Source organism: Mumia sp. zg.B21 (assembly GCF_019550855.1).
Lineage (GTDB): Bacteria > Actinomycetota > Actinomycetes > Propionibacteriales > Nocardioidaceae > Mumia.
This window is the reverse complement of the sequence record NZ_JAHWCJ010000004.1, coordinates 360,702-379,765: the sequence shown is the minus strand read 5'-3', so window position 1 is coordinate 379,765 and position 19,064 is coordinate 360,702. Positions and strand designations below refer to the sequence as shown.

Sequence of the window (19,064 nt, the reverse complement as noted above, 5' to 3'; positions counted from 1 at the left end):
GGTGGTGCTTTGACACATGATGGTTCTCCTTTGTTCGGTTCAACGTCGGGGCACGGAGGCGTGGAACGGGATGAGGGTTGGCGTGCCGGCTCACACCAGCGCGGGGAGTGCTCGAGCGGCGGTGTAGGCCGCAACGGCGAGCACAAGCACGGTGAAGGCTCCTTGCAACCGCGCGGTGCCGGCCACCGCGGCCAGTCGGACGCCGAGCACGGCGGCGATCACGGAGACCGCGGTCAGCAGGAGCACCGGCACCCCGTCGGGCGCGCTGCCGCTGCCGGTGCGGACCATCAGGGCCGCGACGCTGGTGACGGTGATCGCGACCAGCGAGGTGCCGGCAGCGAGGTCGATGGGCAGGCCCAGGGCCAGCACCAGGGCGGGCACGACGAGGAACCCGCCGCCGACGCCCAGGAGCCCGGTCACGAACCCGACGAGCGTGGCGGTGGTCAGCACCATGAGCGCCTGCGGACACCGGCAGACGAACGTGGGACTGGTGCTGATGATCGGGTCGTCGATACCCAGGCCGGAACGATGCCGGGGTGAGGTCGTACGGCCGCGCCACGAACGCACCAGCCGCCACGCCATGAGGCCGCCGACCAGGAGCAGAAGCGCCGCGAACGCGGCCAGCAGCACGTCCTGCGACACGGACGACGACAGCGTCGCCCCGGCCGCGGCCCCGCCCGTGCCGACCGCTCCGAAGACGATGCCGCGGCCGAGGAGCACGTTGCCTGCTCGGTGAGCGGCGACCGCCGCGATCAGCGACGTGACGGTCACGACGACGAGCGATCCGGTCATGGCCTGCGTCGTGGACTGGTCGAGCAGGTAGACGAGGACCGGGACGGCGAGGATCGACCCACCGCCACCGAGCGCTCCGAGCGACAGGCCGATCACCGTGCCGGCGCAGACCGCGACGGCGACGAGGGCGAGCGACATCTCAGGCCGGGGTGCTGACGGTCTCGTCCGCCGTGCGGACCAGCGGCAGACCTGCCTGCTCGGCGTGGTCGAACGCGTCGTCGATCGCGACCAGGTCTCTCCCGGCCGCGGCGAGGAACGAGGCGGCGACGGACGCCCGGTAGCCGCCGGCGCAGTGCACCCACACCTCGCCCGCCGGGACCTCCTGGACTCGGCGTGGCAGCTCGTGGATCGCGATGTTCACGGAGCCCTGGATCGCGGACTCGGCATGCTCCTCGGCGCGACGGACGTCAAGGACGACGACCTCGCGGTGGTGGCGCACCTGTGCCAGGTCGGCGAACGTCGCGACGGGGAAGCGGCCCAGCTCGCCGGTCGTCCAGTCCCGAGGTCCGCCGGTCGCCTGCGCGGCAGGGCGGTCGATGCCGATGCGGACGAGGTCGCGTTGCGCCTCCGCGACGTCGTCGGCGGTCTCCCCGAGCAAGGTCACCGGTGTCCCCCACTCGATCAGCCAGCCGACGTAGGTGGCGATGGCGCCGTCCAGGCCGATGTTGAGGGTGCCGGGGGCGTGCCCCGCCGCAAAGGCCTTGCGGTTGCGCAGGTCGATCACCCACTCGCCGGCCTCGATGCGTCGCCGCAGCTCGGTGGCATCGGCCTCCTGCACCGGAGAGAGGTCGGGCGCGGAAGGCCCCGCGGCGTTGGCCGGGCCCATGTGGACGTAGTACGCGGGCCAGTCCCCGAGACCGTCCAGGAGCTCGCGGACGTACGTCTCCTCGTCCTGGCTGAGCACCGGGTTGGACCGGCGCTCCTGCCCGATCGTCGAGGTGGTCGCGTCGGACTGGGTCGCCGCGCAGAACGACCCGAACCCGTGGGTGGGAAAGACCTCGGCGTCGTCGGGGAGCTCGGTGGCCAGCTTGCGGGCCGACGCGTGCTGGTGGCGCACCAGGGTGTCGGTGTGCGCCTCACCCAGCAGGTCGGGGCGGCCGGTGGCGCCGTACAGCAGGGAGCCTCCGGTGAACACGCCGTAGGGCTGCTCACCGTGGTCGCCGACGGACGAGAGGGCGTACGAGAGGTGCGTGAAGGTGTGGCCGGGGGTAGCGATGGCGCGCACCGTCATCCGAGAGCCGATGGACACCGTCTCCCCCGCCGCGACCGGGGTGCGCTCGAAGGAGACGTCGTCCTCGCGGTTGACGAGGTACGCCGCGCCGGTCGCCTGGGCCAAGGCCAGTCCACCGGTGACGTAGTCGTTGTGGAGGTGCGTCTCGAAGACGTGGGTGAGCCGGACTCCGTCGGCCTCGAGCACGTCGAGCACCCGGTCGATGTCTCGCTGGGGGTCGACCACGAAGGCGACCTCGCCGTCGTGCACGACATAGGTGCGGTCACCCAGCGACGGCGTCTCCAGGGTGCGAACCGTCAGATCGGTCATCGGCGGCGTTCTCCTCTCGCGGACCGGCGCCCGCTCATCATCCCCCCGGGGGGTTATGATGAGGACGGTAACACATCCCCCCAGGGGGTTGTAGGATTGAGGAGACCGCGCCCCCGAGCCACGGGAGAACCACCATGGATCTCGACCCCACCGACATCAAGGCGGTCATCACGCGCATGAAGCGCGCCAACGGTCACCTGGCAAGCGTCATCCGGATGATGGAGGAGGGCTCGGACTGCGAGTCGGTCCTCACCCAGCTCGCGGCTGTCAACAAGGCGCTCTCGCGTGCCGGCTACGCCATCGTCGCGACCGGACTCCAGCAGTGCCTCACCGAAGGCGGTGACGGCCTCGCCGACGACGAGGTCAAGAAGATGGAGAAGCTCTTCCTCGCCCTGGCGTGAGCGCCGACGGCCTCGGCGTCGGTCCGGGTCATCGCTCCGACGCGACGGCCGTCTTCCGGTCACCCGGCACGCGGGTGATGAGAGTGAGCGCCACGGCGACCAGCGCGATGATGCCGATCGTCGTGTAGCCGAGCGTGTAGTCGGGCTCGCCGGTGTCACCGAGCAGGGCGGAGATGACGATCGGACCGATCACGCCGCCCAGGCTCCAGCCGATGAGCATGAGGCCGTAGATCGCCCCCGCGTACCTCACCCCGAAGTAGTCACCGGCCGTGGCCGGCATGGTGCCGAACCCGCCGCCGTAGCAGAGGTAGACGACCGCGGCGAGGGCGAACCACAGGGCTGCGTTGCTCGCGTGCGGCAGGACGATGAGGCACACGCCCTGGAGCGCGAGCATGGCGGCGAACGCCGGCATCCGTCCGACGTAGTCCGACGCGGCTGCCCAGACGATGCGACCACCTCCGTTGAAGATCGCCAGCACACCGACGACTGTCGCCGCACCCGCCGAGCTGTAACCGGCGATCCCCTCGGCGCTGCCCGCGGCCTGCGAGATCAGTGCGATGCCCGCCGTGACGTTGAGGGTCAGGATGGCGGTGAGCAGATACCACTGCGGCGTCCGCAGCGCCTCCTTCTCGGTGTACTCCTTGGCCGTCGGACCGGCCGCACCTGCGGTCGCCGTCTCGTACCCGGGGACCGAGTAGCCCTGCGGCGGGTTGCGGAACAACGACGCGCCCGCGAGCGACATCACCAGGTAGGCCAGACCGAGCCAGAGGAACGCCTTGGACGGCTGGCTCTCGTCCTGGCCGATGAGCCACCGGGCGACGGGGGACGTCAGGACGGCCCCGAAGCCGAAGCCCCCGACCGCCAGACCGGTGATGAGGCCCTTCTTGTCGGGGAACCACTTCTGAAGCATCGCGATCGGGACGATGTAGGCGACGCCGAGCCCGAAACCGCTGATGACGCCGTAACCGAGAATCAGCAGCCACAGGTCCTCGGACCCCCGGGTGAACGACGCGATCACGATGCCGAGCGCGTAGATGACGCCGCCCGCCAGGGCGACGACGCGCGGGCCGCGCTTGTCCTGCACCCGACCACCCGTGTAGCTGCCGATGAAGATCATCGCGATCGTCACCGTGAACGGCAGCGATGCCTCGACCTTCGTCAGCTGCCACGGCTCGGCGTCCTGGTAGGCCTTCGCGAACACCGACCAGGCATAGACGGCGCCGATGGAGAACTGGAGCAGAAGGCCACCGCCGACCAGCACCCACCGGTTCACCGAGCCACTGTCACGACGTCCCGGCGAAGCGGTGTCGTGGCGGCCGGTCGAGTCGCTCACGGAGTCGGTCATCTGGGCCTCCTGGCTCGTTTACTGGTGGTAGCGCACGGGGCCCTGTCGCTCGAGGCGCTCGCGCTGGGGGACGACGGTGTACTTCGGGTCTCTCGCGGACTGCTGCCCTGCCTCGAACACCCCGAACCGGGTGCAGGCCGACCCCAGCATCAGCGCCGCTCCCGATGCTGCCGCGACGGCACGGCTGCGACCGGCCAGCAGCGTCCCGGCGGCACCAACCGCCGTCAGCGCCTTCGCCATCCGCATCAGGCGTCCTGCCTTGCCGTGGTGCAGGGGCTCCGCGGTCACACCCATCGACTTCTCCATCCGCTGCTCCATCCCCAGCTCGAGCAGCGCGCCGGCAGCGGCCATCCGCCGGACCGGACCGGTCTCGTGGGTCGGAGCGGCGATCATCCCCAGCCCGGCCGCCGCAGCGCTGGCGGAACCGACGAAGACGAACGGGAGCTCCTTGTAGGCGCCGTGCCAGGACGGTGTCGCCGTGTCGGAGAGCAGGACCGCGGTGTACGCGGCGACCGGCGGCGCAAAGAGTGCCGCCATGAGTCCCGCGGGCCGTCCGAGCGCGGACGCCAGCGGGAGCGGCCCCGCGCTGCGGTAGCGGCCCGGCAGCAGACTGACGACCTCCGCGCCCGCGGCAGCGCCGGCGAAGGGCCCGTACATCGACAGGATCCAGGTCCCGACCGACATCGGCGAGGTCAGCTTGGCGGTCCGGAGCATGTTCGCGAACCGTGAGGGCGTGCCGAGGTCGTGCACGAGCGCGGCCATCGAGAAGCCGAGCGCCCCGACCGCGGCCAGCCGGCCCGTACGCCGCAGCGCCGGCCTGCCGGTCAGGTCGGCGCCCGCGGCGATCAAGGAGGAGCCGGCGGCGAGGCCGCCGGCGAAGAGGTACGCCGGGATGTCGGCCTCCCACGGCGACGGCTTGACGATCGGCCGACCGTAGTAGGAGGTGAAGTCGGCCTCGGGCACCATGCTCTGCTCAGCACCCTTGCGGCGACGGCCCTTCTTGCGGCGTCCGCCCGCCGATCCGACGACCGCGTCCGTCTCGGCGGCGACGCCCACCATGCCGTCGCGCGTGACCGCGTACTCCGGGGTGTCGCCTGTCCTCGTCTGCTCCTGGCTCATCGCCGCCTCCCCAGGAACGACACCGCGGCGCCCGCGAGCATCACGGCTGCCGCCGCCGAGGCCCGCCGGAACATGTGCGGCAGGTCGCGGGTCGTCACCACCGGGTCCGGCGGGAAGCCGTAGACCTCGGGCTCGTCGAGCAGGAGGAAGAAGGCACCCGCGCCACCGACTCCGTCGTCGGGGTCGTTGCCGTACAGACGCGCGTCCATGACGCCCGCGTCGTTCAGCTGGGCGACCCGGGTGTTCGCGCGCTCGCGCAGCTCCTCCACGTCGCCGAACTGGATGGACTGCGTCGGACACGCCTGGGCGCACGCCGGTGTCTGGCCGGCCTCGAGCCGGTCGTAGCAGAGCGTGCACTTCTGCGCGATGCCCACGTTCTTGGCCCCGTCGGGGCCCTTCCGGCGCTCGATGACGCCGTACGGGCAGGCGGGGACGCAGTAGCCGCACCCGTTGCAGATGTCGTCCTGCACCACCACCGTGCCGAACTCGGAGCGGAAGAGCGACCCCGTCGGACACACGTCCAGGCAGGCCGCGTGCGTGCAGTGCTTGCACACGTCCGACGACATCAGCCAGCGGAAGTCGGGCTTCTCGGCGCCGTCCGGCGGCTGTTCCTCGGGCGGGCTCGACGGCGCCATCACCGGCATGCCGAGGTCGACCGACTGGCGGAGCCCGCTCTCCTGGTCACCGAGCCGTTTGGGCTGCTCGATGAACGCGACGTGCCGCCACTGGTTCGCGTTCAGCGAGTGGCTGTTGTCGTAGGACGAGCCGAGCATGTCGAAGTGGTCGGCGGGGACGTCGTTCCACTCCTTGCAGGCCACCTCGCAGGCCTTGCAGCCGATGCAGATGCTGGTGTCGGTGAAGAACCCCTTGCGCTTCGGGCGGTCCTCGCCGTACCCCGCCTCCTCCGAGGGATCGAGCGGCCCCCACAGGTCGTTCTCCCGGAACAGGCTCGTCATGACTGACTCTCCTTCGTGTCCTCGACCGCGTGGGCGGTGGTGAGACCTGCATCGTCCTGGTAGTCCATGACCAGCCGTCGCAACGCCGGTCCCGTCGGCCGCCGACCCGGGCGTACGTCGCAGGTACCCACCTTCGACTCCTGGATGAGGACGTTGGGGTCGAGCGAGATCCCGATCAGGTCGTTGGCCGAGTCGCCCGTCACCAGACCGCCCTCGCCCCAGTGGTACGGGAGCCACACCTGGTGCACCGTCCTGCCCTCGACCTTGAGGGGCGTGAGCCGATCGGTGACCAGCACGCGCGCCTCGATCGCCGAGCGGGAGGTGATGATCGTCGCCCAGCCACCGGGCTCGAGGCCGCGCTCGTCGGCGAGCTCCGGCGAGACCTCGATGAACATCTCCGGCTGCAGCTCGGCCAACCGTGCGACGAAGCGGCTCATCCCGCCGGCGGTGTGGTGCTCGGTGAGGCGGCTGGTCGTGAACACGTACGGGTAGACCTCGCTGTGACCCTGCGACGGCGACGGGTTCGAGGGGTTGTCGGGCCGGACGTACTCCTTGCTCGTCGGGTTGGCCTGCTGGGCGTAGAACGGGTTGCGGAACGGGGACTCGACCGGCTCGTAGTGGGTCGGCATCGGACCGTCGATGAGACCCTGCGGCACGTAGAGTGCGCCCTTCCCGTCGCCCTGCATGATGAACGGATCGTTGCCCGCGAGTCCCTCGACACCGGCAGCGCCGTCCGGCGGCCGGTACGACGGCGGCTTGGTCTTCTCGAAGTCCGGCACGTCGTGCCCGGTCCACTCCCCGGCATCCTCGTCCCACCAGACGTAGGCCTTGCGCTCGCTCCACGGCTTGCCGCTCGGGTCGGCCGAGGCCCGGTTGTAGAGCATCCGCCGGTTCGCGGGCCAGGCCCAGCCCCACTCGGGTGCCACGAAGCTCTGGTCGCTCCCCGGCTTGCGGCGGGCGGCCTGGTTGACGCCGTCCTTGTAGACGCCGGTGTAGATCCAGCAGCCGCCGAGCGTCGAGCCGTCGGCCTTCATCTCGATGAAGCTGGACAGCGGTCGACCGGACTCCACCTCGAAGCCGTTGATCTCCATGAGCACCGCCTCGGCGCTCGGCTCCACCAGCGGACCGTGGGTCGGGTAGTCCCACGCGAGCTGCTGGATCGGCAGGTCGCGCTCCTCGGTCGAGTCCGCGTAGCGCTCCCGGACCATCCGGCCGAGGTGGTAGAAGAACCACAGCTCCGAGCGGCAGTCGTCGGGCGGCTCGACCGCCTTCTCACGCCACTGCAGCATCCTCTGGGTCTGGGTGAAGGTGCCCTCCTTCTCGACGTGGGACGCAGCCGGCATGAGGAACACCTCCGTCCGGCACTCCTCGGGCACGATCTCGCCGGTGGCGACCTCCGGAGACGTCTTCCAGAACGTGGCGCTCTCGATCTCGAAGAGGTCGCGGACCACCACCCAGTCCAGGTTGGCCATGCCCAGGCGCTGGGCGCGCCCGTGCGCCGACCCCACGGCCGGGTTCTGGCCGAGCAGGAAGTAGCCCTTCACCTTGCCGTCGATCATGTCCATGACGGTGCTGTAGGTGCCGTGGTCGCCGGTGATCTTCGGGAGGTAGTCGAAGCAGAAGTCGTTCTCCGGCGTCGCCGCGTCTCCGAAGTAGGCCTTCAGGAGGTTGACCCCGTACGCCGACGCGTTGGCCCAGAAGCCCTTGGCGTCCGGCTGGCTGACGGCCTCGATCCACTGCTCCAGGCTCTGGTGTTCCACGGCGTTGGGCATCGGCAGATAGCCGGGGAGGAGGTTGAACAGGGTCGGGATGTCGGTCGAGCCCTGGATGCTCGCATGCCCGCGCAACGCCATGACACCGCCGCCGGGCCGGCCCATGTTGCCCAGCAGCAGCTGGAGGATGGCCCCGGTCCGGATGTACTGCACGCCCACGCTGTGCTGGGTCCACCCGACGCTGTAGACCAGCGCCGTGGTGCGGTCCGGGTTCGAGTTCGCGGTCCACGCCTCGCACACCTCGCGGAACTGCTCCTCGCTCACCCCGCACGTCCGCGCCACCATCTCCGGCGTGTAGCGGGCATAGTGCCGCTTGAGGACCTGGTAGACGCACCTCGGGTCCTGAAGCGTCTCGTCGCGCGGCGGATTGGCCTTCACGCCGCTGCCGTGGGACTCGTGCTGCAACGCGCTGGCGGTCTCTCGCTGCATCTCGGGGTTCTGCTCGTCGTCGGCCGCGGGCTCGTCGCCGGCGTACTGCCAGGACGTCGGGTCGTACGTCCGCGTCTCGGGGTCGTACCCGGAGAACAGCCCGTCGAGGTCGTCGGTGTCCTGGAAGTCGTCGCTGACGATCGCCGCGGCGTTGGTGTAGTTCACGACGTACTCACGGAAGTCCAGCTCGTTGGAGAGCACGTAGTTGACGATGCCGCCGAGGAAGGCGATGTCGGAGCCCGCTCGGATCGGCACGAAGGTGTCGGCCAGCGCGCTGGTCCGCGTGAACCGCGGATCGACGTGGATGATCTTCGCACCCCTCGCCTTCGCCTCCATCACCCACTGGAAGCCCACCGGGTGGGCTTCGGCCATGTTGGAGCCCTGGATGATGATGCAGTCAGCGTTGGCGAGGTCCTGGAGGAAGGTGGTGGCGCCTCCACGCCCGAACGACGTCCCCAGACCGGGAACGGTGGCGGAGTGTCAAATGCGCGCCTGGTTCTCGATCTGGATCGCGCCCATCGCGGTGAACAGCTTCTTGATGAGGTAGTTCTCCTCGTTGTCGAGGGTCGCCCCTCCGAGGCTCGCGATGCCGAGCGTGCGGCGGACCCGCTGTCCGCGCTCGTCGACGTCCTGCCACGTGTCGTTGCGGGCCTTGACGACCCGGTCGGCGATCATCTCCATCGCCGTGTCGAGCGCGAGGTCGGTCCACTCGGTCGCGTACGGCGCGCGGTACTTGATCGTGGTCTGCCGCAGCGGGCTGGTGACGAGGTTCTTGCTCGCCGCGCCCTTCGGGCACAGCCGACCGCGGTTCACCGGGCTGTCCGGGTCACCCTCGATCTGGATGACCTTCTCGTCCTTGACGAAGACCTTCTGGGCGCACCCGACCGCGCAGTACGGGCAGACGCTCTTGGCGACCCGGTCGGCGGTCTCGGTGCGGGCGGTGATCTCGTCGGTGTTGCGGGAGCGTACGGCCGCGCCGCGTCCCAGCCGGTCCGCACCGGTCAGCTGTCGCAGCACAGGCCACGAAAGGAACGTCCTCGCCACCCGCCTCACCTCCGTTGAGGGCACGTTACCCCCGACGCCCCTCGTTCACACGTGGGTGAGGCGACCGCGTGCCGCTGTCAATCAACCGGTTTCAGCGCACCGCGACGACGAAGTCGGTGCGGGGCACGACCTCGCCCACCACCGGATGGCCCGGGATCTCACCGGCGACGAGGAGACCGCCCGACGTCTGCGCGTCCGCGAGCAGCAGGAGCTCGTCCTCCTCGACGCTCGCCTGCAGGTGCGGGCGGACCCAGTCGAGGTTGCGACGGCTCCCGCCGGGCACGAACCCGTCACGGAGCGCGTCACGAGCGCCACCAACGTACGGGACGGCCGCCGCGTCGACCACGGCGCTCACCCCGCTGGCCCGGGCCATCTTGAAGAGGTGACCGAGGAGGCCGAAGCCGGTCACGTCGGTGGCTGCCGTGCACCCGCCGGCCACGGCCGCACGCGAGGCGTCACGGTTGAGGCCCGTCATCGTGGCGACGGCCTCCTCGAACCGCTCGCCCGTCGCCTTGTGCCGGTTGTTGAGCACCCCGAGCCCCAGCGGCTTGGTGAGCGTCAAAGGCGTCCCCGGCATGGCGGCGTCGTTGCGCAGCAGGCGGTCGGGGTGAGCCAGACCGGTGACCGCGAGGCCGTACTTCGGCTCCTGGTCGTCGATGCTGTGGCCCCCGGCCAGGTGGGTGTCCGCCTCGCGGCAGACGTCGCGGCCCCCACGGAGCACCTCGCGGGCCAGGTCGAACGGGATCCGGTCGCGCGGCCACGCCAGCAGGTTGAGCGCAACCACTGGCTCGCCGCCCATCGCGTAGACGTCCGAGAGGGCGTTCGCCGCGGCGATCCTCCCCCAGTCGTAGGGATCGTCGACGACCGGGGTGAAGAAGTCGGTCGTCGCGATGATGGCGCGTTCGCCGTCGATCCGTACGGCGGCGGCGTCGTCGCCGTGGTCGAGGCCCACGAGCAGGTCGCCCGACTCCTCACCGAGCCGCAGGTCACCGAGCACGCGTTCGAGCTCGCCGGGCGGAACCTTGCACGCGCAGCCGCCGCCGGCGGCGTACTGGGTGAGCCGGAGATCTGCAGCTGCGGTCGTCATGGTCCCAACCTAGGCGCTCGAGCGGGCGAGCGGGCGGTGGCGGAGGCGGACGGGAATCGAACCCGCCGGACCCAGCGACTGGGTCCCTACGGTTTTGAGGACCGCGCCCGTCACCAGACGAGGAACGCCTCCCCACGCACCGCGACCACTGTATCGACCACCGCTGTGTCGACCACCGCCCTCTCGTTGGGACACAATGCCGATCAGTGGACCGCACGAGCGTCGAGGAGGACAACGTGGAGACAGACCCGCGGCGACGTACCCCGCGCACAGACGCCGTGCTGTCCGACGAGCGGCTCCGCAAGGCCGCGGACCGGCTCGGTGAGCACGTGGTGAAGCAGACGGTCAGGGCGACGCTCGAACGCTGCCGCGCGGGTGAGCTGGCACCGGAGGACGTCGTGGGGGCCGCGTTCGACGCCCTGCCGCCCGCGGCCACCAGCCTGCGTCGGGTCGTCAACGCCACGGGGATCGTCGTGCACACGAACCTCGGCCGTGCGCCGCTCTCCGATGCAGCGGTCGAGGCCCTCGGTGTCGCTGCCGGCGCCACCGATGTCGAGCTCGACCTGGCGACGGGTCGCCGCGGACGGCGGGGCCGCTCCGCGCTCGGCGCGCTTGCCGCGGCGGTGCCCGAGGCGGGCGGCGTGCACGTCGTCAACAACGGTGCCGCAGCGCTGGCCCTCGTCACCTGCGCCCTCGCCGGACGCGGAGGCACGGTCGTGGTCGCGCGCGGGGAGCTGGTCGAGATCGGGGACGGGTTCCGCATCCCCGAGCTGCTCGAGTCGGTCGGCGCGGTGCTGCGCGAGGTCGGGACCACGAACAGGGTCCGGCTGGCCGACTACGAGGCGGCCGTGGCTGAGGACCCCGACGGCACGGCCTTCGTCCTCAAGGTCCACCCGTCCAACTTCGTCGTCTCCGGGTTCACCTCCTCCGTGCCCGTCGAGGAGCTCGCGACGCTCGGGCCTCCGGTGGTCGTCGACACGGGCTCCGGTCTGCTGCGCCCGCACCCGCGGCTGCCCGACGAGCCGAGCGCGGCGGCGGCGCTGCGCTCGGGAGCCGACCTCGTCACCGCCTCGGGCGACAAGCTCCTGGGCGGACCTCAGTGCGGCCTGATGCTCGGGCGTACCGACCTCGTCGAGAGCCTGCGCCGGCATCCGTTCGCCCGTGCCGTGCGTGTCGACAAGCTCACGCTCGCGGCGCTCGAGGCCACGCTCGTCGGGCCCCTCCCACCGGTCGTCGCCGCCCTCGAGGCGACTCCCGCACAACTGGCCCTGCGGGCCCAGCAGCTGGCCGATCAGCTCGGTGACCTCGGCCTGGACCCGCCGCCCGAGGCTGTCCCCTCCGTCGCCGCCGTCGGTGGCGGTGGTGCGCCGGGTGTCGAGCTGCCGAGTGCCGCGCTCGTGCTGCCCGCGCGGCTTGCTGGTCCGCTGCGTGACGACCCGTGCGTCCCGGTGGTCGGGCGGGTCGAGCGCGGCCGCCTCCTCCTCGACCTGATCGCGGTCCAGGAGAGTGACGAGGCCGACGTGCTCGCCGCGGTGCGACGCGCCGCTCGCTGAGCGGTCGCTCGCAGAGCGGTCGTGAGCGGTGCGGTCGTGAGCGGTGCGGTCGTGAGCGGTGGGTTGCGTTGGCGGGTCGCCCGTCGGCTGCCAGAGTGGTCGCGTGCACGTCGTCGCCACAGCCGGCCATGTCGACCACGGGAAGTCCACGTTGGTCGACGCCCTCACCGGCATGCAGTCCGACCGCCTGCGCGAAGAGCGGGAGCGCGGGCTGTCGATCAAGCTGGGCTACGTGTGGACGTCCCTGCCGGACATCGGCGACGTGGCTTTCGTTGATGTCCCGGGCCACGAACGCTTCGTCACCACGATGCTCGCGGGCGTCGGACCGGTCCCCGCGGTCCTGCTCGTCGTGGCCGCCGATGATCCCTGGATGCCCCAGGCGGCCGAGCACCTTGCCGCGCTCGACGCGCTCCACGTCCAGCACGGGGTCGTGGCGGTAACACGCGCCGATCTCACCGACCCCGGCCCGATGATGGAACGCGCCGCCGTCGAGGTGGCCAGGACGACGCTGCGGGGGGCACCCGTCGTGGCCGTCAGCGCGCCAACCGGAGCCGGTCTGCCGGAGCTGCGGACCGCACTGACCGAGATGCTGGCCGGCGTGGTCGAATCCGACCCGGGCGAGGACGTCCGGTTGTGGGTCGACCGGCGGTTCACGATCCGCGGAGCCGGGACGGTCGTCACGGCGACCCTGCCCGCCGGCACGCTCGCGCGCGGAGACGCGCTCGAGGTGCATGAGGGCGACCGGACCGGGACGGTCCGCGTCAGAGGCCTGCAGGCACTCGGCAACCCGGTCGACCAGGTGACGGGCACGGCCAGGGTCGCTCTTAACCTCACCGGCGACGACGTGGCGCTGGCCGAGCGAGGAGCGGCCCTGGTCACGCCGCGGGCCTGGCGCCCGACCGACGTCGTCGACTGCCGCGTCCGCGGTGAGCGTGGACGGCTGCCGAGCCTTCCGCTTCTCCACGTCGGCGCCACCGCGGTGACGGTCCGCACCCGCCTCCTCGCCGGCGAGGGCGGTGACCTGGTCCGCCTGACCCTCGACGCACCCCTCCCCCTGAGGGTCGGAGACCGTGCACTGCTCCGCGACCCGGGGAGCCGGCAGGTCTGGGGCCTCGAGGTCCTGGACCCGGCCCCTCCAGCACTACGCCGCCGCGGCGCCGCGGCCGCACGAGCCAAGATCCTCACTCCACTCGCGGGCACCCCCGATCTCCCCTCGGAGCTCGACCGGCGTGGTGTCGTGCACCGGAGCTTCCTGCGCCGGATCGGTGTCCCCACCGAGGTGCTTCCTCCCGGGACGGTGGAGGCTGCCGGATGGTTGATGTCGGAGCAGCGGGCTGACGACGTCGCCACCCGCGTCGCGGAGGACGTCGCGACCCAGGCGGCCTCCCGCCCGCTCGACCCCGGCCCGACCCCGCAGGCGGTCGCGGACCGGCTCGGGCTCCCTGCTCCCGAGCTGCTGCTCGCATGCCTGCGGCCACCGCTCCGGGTGGACAACGGCCGAGTGGTGTCCGGTACGGCTCCTGGGACGCTCCCTCCGGAGGTCGAGACGGCCGTCGGCGCGATCGAGCGCGACCTCGCCGAGGCGCCGTTCGCGGCGCCGACCGCTGACCGCCTGATGGAGCTCGGGCTCGACGACCGACGTGCCGCAGCGGCAGCCAAGGCCGGGCGGCTGCTGCGGCTGGCGCCGGGTGTCGTCCTGCTCCCCGGGGCGGTCGAGCTGGCGGTACGGCGGCTGGCCGACCTCCGTCAGCCCTTCACCACGAGCGAGGCACGGCAGCGCCTCGCGACGAGCCGGCGCGTGGCGCTGCCCCTCCTCGACCACCTCGACCGGGCACGCCTCACCCGGCGCCTCGCCGACGACCGTCGCGAGCTGCTCTCCCGCGACTGAGGCGCCATCCCCTCGGCTGGGCCGGGCTGGCCGGGTCGGCCTGCGACGACGGGTTCGGCGCCCACGGTCTCGGGACGATCAGGCCGATGCGCCCTGGGGCTGCACGGCGCCCGGGCCGTCACGCGCGGATCCTTCCGGGTCGTCCTGTGACGCCGGTCGGGCGCGCGCAGCAGCCTCGGCCGCTGCGGCCATCGCGGCACGGTCCGGCGGCAGGACGCCGCGGACAGTCGTCAGGCTCTCCTCCCAGTCGGGGTTGCGCGCGTACCAGGAGTGTCCGTAGATCTCGGCCACCGGCCCGTCCTGGAGGCGCTGGTCGTACGCGATCGGGTCGGCGAGCCGCCAGTCCGCGCCGCACCGACGGGTGCGGTACGGGCTGGTGTACTCGTCGTCCTGCTCGCCGCCGAACGCGTCCGGGAAGTGGTGGGACCGTGCCCGTGAGTCGGCGGTGTCGACCTGGTGCCCCCACGAGAGCACCGGTCCCGCCAGCTCGTCGGTGGTCCGGTAGAGGTTGACCCACGCGCCGTTGAGCTCGCGGTAGAGCTGGTTGATCGCGGCGAAGTTGACGTAGGCAGGGAACGCCTTCGGGAAGATCACCCGGAGCTGCGAGCCGAAGGTGACCAGGCCGACGCGGTCGCGTTCGTGCTCGTCGAGCAGCATCATCGTGGCGAAGCTGATAAGGCTGCCCTGGCTGTGCCCGCAGACCACGATGCGTCGGGTGCCGTCGTCAGGGAGCCGCGCGAGGTGCCACCGGATCCGCTCGCGCAGGTCCTCGACGCACCGCTTGGAGTAGGCACGCGGAGAGAAGGGGTGCACAGCGTGGGGCCAGAAGGCCAGCACGTCCCAGACGACGTTGAGGCCGCGCCGCTTGCCTTCCTGAGCGACGGCCTTGCGGCTCTGGAGCAGCAGCCACCCGGCGGCTGTGATGAGCAGCCACGCCCCGAACAGCGCGACGACGTTCGACTTGGCGACCCCGTCCGCGCCGACGACGTACTTGGGCTGGCTGAGGACGTCGAGCCACCCCGGAGCGTTGCCGCACGTGCTGGGGTCACGTGAGTTGATGCAAGGGACGAGCTCGACGGCGAGCACCACGGCGAGGACCATGCCGGCGCCGGCGAACGCGAGGCAGATCGCGCCGATCGCGTTCTTGACGCGCGCCTTCTGCACCGCGAAGCGCACGCGGCTGACCCAGCGAGCAGGGACCAGGAGCGACCCGCCGTCGGTGTACATGGCCGTGACCCGTTCTCCGGTGCGCCGGCGTCGACGCATGCGCCACACCACGACGGCGACCGCGATCATCACGAGGATGACCACGTTGAGCCCCCACGCGTACGCGACGCGGTCGAGCATCGGCGTCGTGCCGACCGTCACCGAGGCGGCGTCGGACGACCCCTCGACCGGGGTCGAGAGATTGAGCACGGACGAGATCCCAGTGGCGACGGCAGCGGAGAAGCCGACGCCGATGAAGGTCCCGACGGCGGTGAACAACGCGGCGCCCATCCCCCACGCGTACGGGGTGAAGTAGCGGGCCGGGCTGCCGTCGTCCGCCCGCTGCGAACGCTGGGCGAGGACGAGCGCGAGGTTGACGACGAAGAGCGCGAGCAGCGCTGCGACACCGATCACGAGCAGCCAGTTGGCGATGATGTCGAAGGACTCGGGACGGTCCCGGACCATCGTCCACTCGGTCCGGCTGACACCGCGCAGGCCGACGAGGGCGGAGACCAGCAGGGCGACGCTGCCGGCGAGCGCGAGCAGGCCGAGCACGGCGGTCGTCTGCTTCCACACCTGCCGCCAGGTCGTGTGTCCGGACGGCAGGTGGTCACGGGTGCCCTTCTCCGGGTCGCCCAGCAGTGTGACCACGGCGACCACGGCGATCCAGCCGCACAGTGCGAGCTGGATCGAGACCATGTCGTGCTCCCACGCGAACGGGTGCCCCGCCCACACCCCCATCGCCGCCACGACGAGCAGGGCGGCGGCGAGGTGGAGGTCTCGCAGCGTGGGGGTGCGGGTGTCGCCGGAGTAGAACGACTCCTGGGCCAACGGCGTGACCGAGCGCTCCTTCGGCGGCTCGAACGTCTCGATCTCCGGCGGCGCGGCGCCGGTCTGCCGAGCCGCCAGGCGGTCCCAGAGCCTGCGGGGACGGCCCGTGCGGTAGCCCTTGCCGAGGTAGGCGATCACGAAGACCACGAGTGCGGTGAGGATGACCGCGGTCCCGAGGACGACGCTCGGGTCGAGCGACCGGAGGAAGCGCACGTTCGGGGCCCAGCGCCAGGCGATGAGGTCGATGATCACCAGACCGGCGGCGAAGGCGAACATCGACGTGAGGAGCACGGCGACCAGCCGGAGCAGGGCGTCGCACACCGCATGGAGCGCTCGCGGGAGGCGACCGCCGGTGATCGGCGGAAGCATGTAGTGGGCCGCGTTGACCATGCCGAACGGCAGCAGGACGAGCCACAGCGCCTTGACCCTGCTCCCGGAGGTGAGTCGCCCCCAGTGATACGCCTCCAGCGTCTGCCCGGCGGTGCCCGGCAGCTCGCCGCCCGCGGCGTCGACCGAACGGAAGTAGCGGGACTCGTCGTCGCCGCCGACCTGACGGACGTACGGCCGGTCCAGCATCGAACCGGCGGGCGTCCCGCTGACCCCGTGCACGCGGAGCTCGACCCACTCGTCGGACATGGCAACCACCTCTTTCTCGGCTCGACAGTAGACCTCGCGAGGTCCTCTGGTGCCGTGCTTGCCGCACCCCGGCGTGCCAGAGTGGGGCATGGCGTCGAGCACTCTGGACGTAGACGGTCGGACCCTCAAGGTCAGCAACCTCGACAAGGTGCTCTATCCCGAGGAGGGGACGACGAAGTTCGACGTGATCCAGTACGTGCTGTCGGTCGCCGACCCGCTCCTCGGCCAGCTCGCCGATCGCCCCTGTACGCGCAAACGGTGGCCCGACGGCGTGGCGAAGGAGCCGTTTTTCGAGAAGAACGTCCCGCGTGGCACCCCGGACTGGGTGCGCACCGTCGAGGTCGCGACACCCGGGAGCTCGAGGGGTCGCGACTCGCTGATCTTCCCCGTGGTCGAGCATCCCTCCGACCTCGTGTGGCTGGCGAACCTCGCCGCGCTCGAGCTGCACACCCCGCAGTGGACGGTCGGTCCACGGGGCGGGGTCCGTGACGCCGACAGGCTCGTGATCGACCTCGATCCCGGCGAGCCCGCCGGGCTGGCGGAGGCGGTGGAGGTCGGCCACCTGGTTCGTGAGCGGCTCGAGGCCGACGGCTGGCGCACCGTCCCCGTCACGAGCGGCAGCAAGGGCGTTCACCTGTACGCGTCCCACGGACGCGACTCCTCACCCGACGCCCTGCGCGAGTACGCCCGCGGCATCGCCGACGAGCTGTCGGGCGAGCACCCGGATCGCGTCCTCTCGGTGATGAGGCGCGCGGACCGCCACGGCAAGGTCTTCCTCGACTGGAGCCAGAACGTCCGCGCGAAGACCACCATCACGCCGTACTCGCTCCGCGGCAGGTCGCGGCCCTGGGTGGCAGCGCCACGGACCTGGGACGAGCTCGACGACCCGTCGGCGGTGCGGCAGGTGCTCTTCACCGAGATGGCCGAGCGCCTCGAGCGCTTCGGCGACCCGATGACGGACCTGACCGACGTCTGATCGTGTCGTCTCAGCGCGTGGTGGGCGCGGCCTGCACCCGTCCGACGAGCAGATCGGCCGCGGCCGGAAGGTCGGACGCCACCTCCACCTCCACACCGTCGCGCGCGATCTCGGCGACGTCGGCGGCGATGGTGCTCCAACCCCCGCCGCCGAGCAGGATCGTCGTGGGCGTCCCCGCCTTCATGGCGGCGAGGACGGTGTCACGCGCCCCGTCCTCCGAGGTAGACCACAGATAGACCGCGGTGGGCGTGATCTGGCGCAGCAGGCCGACGAGGGCCTCGCACGGCACCCTGAATCCCAGCGAGACGGCGGCGATCCCCTTGCCCGCCAGCGCCGCCTCGAGCGCGAGCACGGCCAGCGATTCCACTCGGCCGTCGAGTGCGGCGAGGACCACCGGGTGGGTTCCGACGAACCTCGGCGCGAACGCACGCGCGGCCGATCTGAGCTCCGCCTCGACCCGCTCACGGAGGACGGAGGCGACCTCGATACCGAGCTCACCCTTCTCGACCCGCTCGGTGACGTGGTCGAGTGCTGGAGAGAGCACGTTCGTCCACGCTCCGAGGGCGCCCCACTCGTGCAACGTGGTGGCGAGCACCGAGGTGACGCCGACGACGTCCATCGCGGCAGCGGCGACGACGATCCGCTCGACCGACTCGACGGGGGTGGCGATCATGTCGTCGGGTGACGTCGAGAGGACGTCGTCCGAGGCGAGGGCGGCGGCCAGCCCGCCGGCGTCGAGCGACAGGGCAACCTTGGCCGCCGACTCCGCGGAGACGCCGCTGCTGACCATGCGGTTCATCAGCTGGACCCGGCGGATGTCGATCTCGCTGTATCGCCGGTGCCCGCCCTCGGTGCGGCGGCTGGGCCCGATCCCGTAGCGGCGCTCCCACGTGCGCAGCGTCGGGGTCGCGATCCCGATGTGCTCCGCGACCGCTCCCACGCCCCACAGGAACTCTGAACCATCACTCATGCGCGTCTCCACCCCCGGTCGAACCGGGTGTCGTGCTTCGAGGACCCTCTCCGTAACCGGTCGGCGCCCCCTGCACTCATACCGATCCCAGAGTATCCCGCGTGAGGGAGTCACCCGCAGAAAACCGCGGCCGGCAGGACCTTGTGCGATGAATCAGATTTGGATAAGTTCTGAATCGGTTGCATGCCGCGTTGATTCATAGGGGGTACCAACATGGCAAGCATTGCCCGCCTACCCATGCCTCTGATGGAGGCTTACGAGTGGCAGTACGAAGGGGCATGCCGAGAGGCTGACCCTGAGACGTTCTTCTCTCCCGAGTCCGAGCGCGGCCCACGTCGGCACGCTCGTGAGCACCTCGCCAAGACCTACTGTGCACGTTGCCCAGTACGCGGTGAGTGTTTGCAGCACGCGTTGAAGGTGAAGGAGCCGTACGGCGTCTGGGGTGGCCTGACGACTGGTGAGCGAGCAGCGCTGCTCACCGGAGAGAGGACCGCTGGATAGGAAGCAGCACCGATGGGT

Annotated in this window: 14 protein-coding genes and 1 tRNA gene; 5 read left to right on the top strand and 10 right to left on the bottom strand. The window is 71.1% G+C overall.

Annotation, left to right across the window (positions count from 1 at the left end; genetic code table 11):
• Positions 1-90: 90 nt before the first annotated feature.
• A complete protein-coding gene (locus KV100_RS17085) occupies positions 91-930 on the bottom strand; it encodes a sulfite exporter TauE/SafE family protein (RefSeq protein ID WP_220344296.1) in 840 nt (279 codons plus the stop codon).
• A 1-nt stretch (position 931) separates the two neighbouring features.
• Entirely contained in the window at positions 932-2,332 is a 1,401-nt protein-coding gene (locus tag KV100_RS17080; protein WP_220344295.1) for a rhodanese-like domain-containing protein, read from the bottom strand.
• 134 nt (positions 2,333-2,466) lie between these two features.
• On the opposite strand from KV100_RS17080, the gene KV100_RS17075 reads away from it, so the two are divergent.
• Positions 2,467-2,733: a metal-sensitive transcriptional regulator gene (locus KV100_RS17075; RefSeq protein ID WP_220344294.1), complete on the top strand. Its 267-nt coding sequence runs from the start codon at positions 2,467-2,469 to the stop codon at positions 2,731-2,733.
• A 28-nt stretch (positions 2,734-2,761) separates the two neighbouring features.
• Here the strand turns inward: KV100_RS17075 and KV100_RS17070 are convergent, their stop codons facing one another.
• From KV100_RS17070 to KV100_RS17040, 6 genes are all read right to left on the bottom strand, one after another.
• Positions 2,762-4,078, bottom strand: coding sequence for an OFA family MFS transporter (locus tag KV100_RS17070; protein WP_220344293.1), 1,317 nt, complete (start codon positions 4,076-4,078; stop codon positions 2,762-2,764).
• A gap of 18 nt (positions 4,079-4,096) precedes the next feature.
• Positions 4,097-5,197, bottom strand: coding sequence for an NrfD/PsrC family molybdoenzyme membrane anchor subunit (gene nrfD / locus KV100_RS17065; RefSeq protein WP_220344292.1), 1,101 nt, complete (start codon positions 5,195-5,197; stop codon positions 4,097-4,099).
• On the bottom strand, positions 5,194-6,153 hold the full coding sequence (locus tag KV100_RS17060) for a 4Fe-4S dicluster domain-containing protein (RefSeq protein ID WP_220344291.1): 960 nt from the start codon (positions 6,151-6,153) through the stop codon (positions 5,194-5,196). The genes nrfD and KV100_RS17060 overlap by 4 nt, the downstream gene beginning before the upstream one ends.
• On the bottom strand, positions 6,150-9,398 hold the full coding sequence (gene fdh / locus KV100_RS17055; RefSeq protein ID WP_308291467.1) for a formate dehydrogenase: 3,249 nt from the start codon (positions 9,396-9,398) through the stop codon (positions 6,150-6,152). Before fdh ends, KV100_RS17060 begins: the two co-directional genes overlap by 4 nt.
• Before the next feature lie 91 nt (positions 9,399-9,489).
• Positions 9,490-10,485, bottom strand: coding sequence for a selenide, water dikinase SelD (gene selD / locus KV100_RS17045; RefSeq protein WP_220344289.1), 996 nt, complete (start codon positions 10,483-10,485; stop codon positions 9,490-9,492).
• A 37-nt stretch (positions 10,486-10,522) separates the two neighbouring features.
• Positions 10,523-10,617 (bottom strand) — tRNA-Sec (locus KV100_RS17040).
• A gap of 74 nt (positions 10,618-10,691) precedes the next feature.
• Between KV100_RS17040 and selA the strand changes: the two genes are divergently transcribed.
• Positions 10,692-12,038, top strand: coding sequence for an L-seryl-tRNA(Sec) selenium transferase (gene selA / locus KV100_RS17035; protein ID WP_308290337.1), 1,347 nt, complete (start codon positions 10,692-10,694; stop codon positions 12,036-12,038).
• A gap of 103 nt (positions 12,039-12,141) precedes the next feature.
• Positions 12,142-13,926 (top strand): SelB C-terminal domain-containing protein, encoded by a 1,785-nt coding sequence (locus KV100_RS20255; protein WP_220344288.1) that lies wholly within the window; start codon positions 12,142-12,144, stop codon positions 13,924-13,926.
• 78 nt (positions 13,927-14,004) lie between these two features.
• Here KV100_RS20255 and KV100_RS17025 read toward each other — a convergent pair whose 3' ends face one another.
• Complete coding sequence (locus KV100_RS17025) at positions 14,005-16,599, bottom strand: hypothetical protein (RefSeq protein WP_220344287.1); 2,595 nt, start codon at positions 16,597-16,599, stop codon at positions 14,005-14,007.
• An 88-nt stretch (positions 16,600-16,687) separates the two neighbouring features.
• On the opposite strand from KV100_RS17025, the gene ligD reads away from it, so the two are divergent.
• Complete coding sequence (gene ligD / locus KV100_RS17020) at positions 16,688-17,575, top strand: non-homologous end-joining DNA ligase (protein ID WP_220344286.1); 888 nt, start codon at positions 16,688-16,690, stop codon at positions 17,573-17,575.
• 10 nt (positions 17,576-17,585) lie between these two features.
• Here ligD and KV100_RS17015 read toward each other — a convergent pair whose 3' ends face one another.
• Complete coding sequence (locus tag KV100_RS17015) at positions 17,586-18,545, bottom strand: MerR family transcriptional regulator (RefSeq protein ID WP_220344285.1); 960 nt, start codon at positions 18,543-18,545, stop codon at positions 17,586-17,588.
• A 213-nt stretch (positions 18,546-18,758) separates the two neighbouring features.
• Between KV100_RS17015 and KV100_RS17010 the strand changes: the two genes are divergently transcribed.
• Positions 18,759-19,046 carry a WhiB family transcriptional regulator gene (locus tag KV100_RS17010; protein WP_220344284.1) on the top strand — a complete coding sequence of 96 codons (288 nt, stop codon included), beginning with the start codon at positions 18,759-18,761 and terminating at the stop codon, positions 19,044-19,046.
• Positions 19,047-19,064 lie beyond the last annotated feature (18 nt).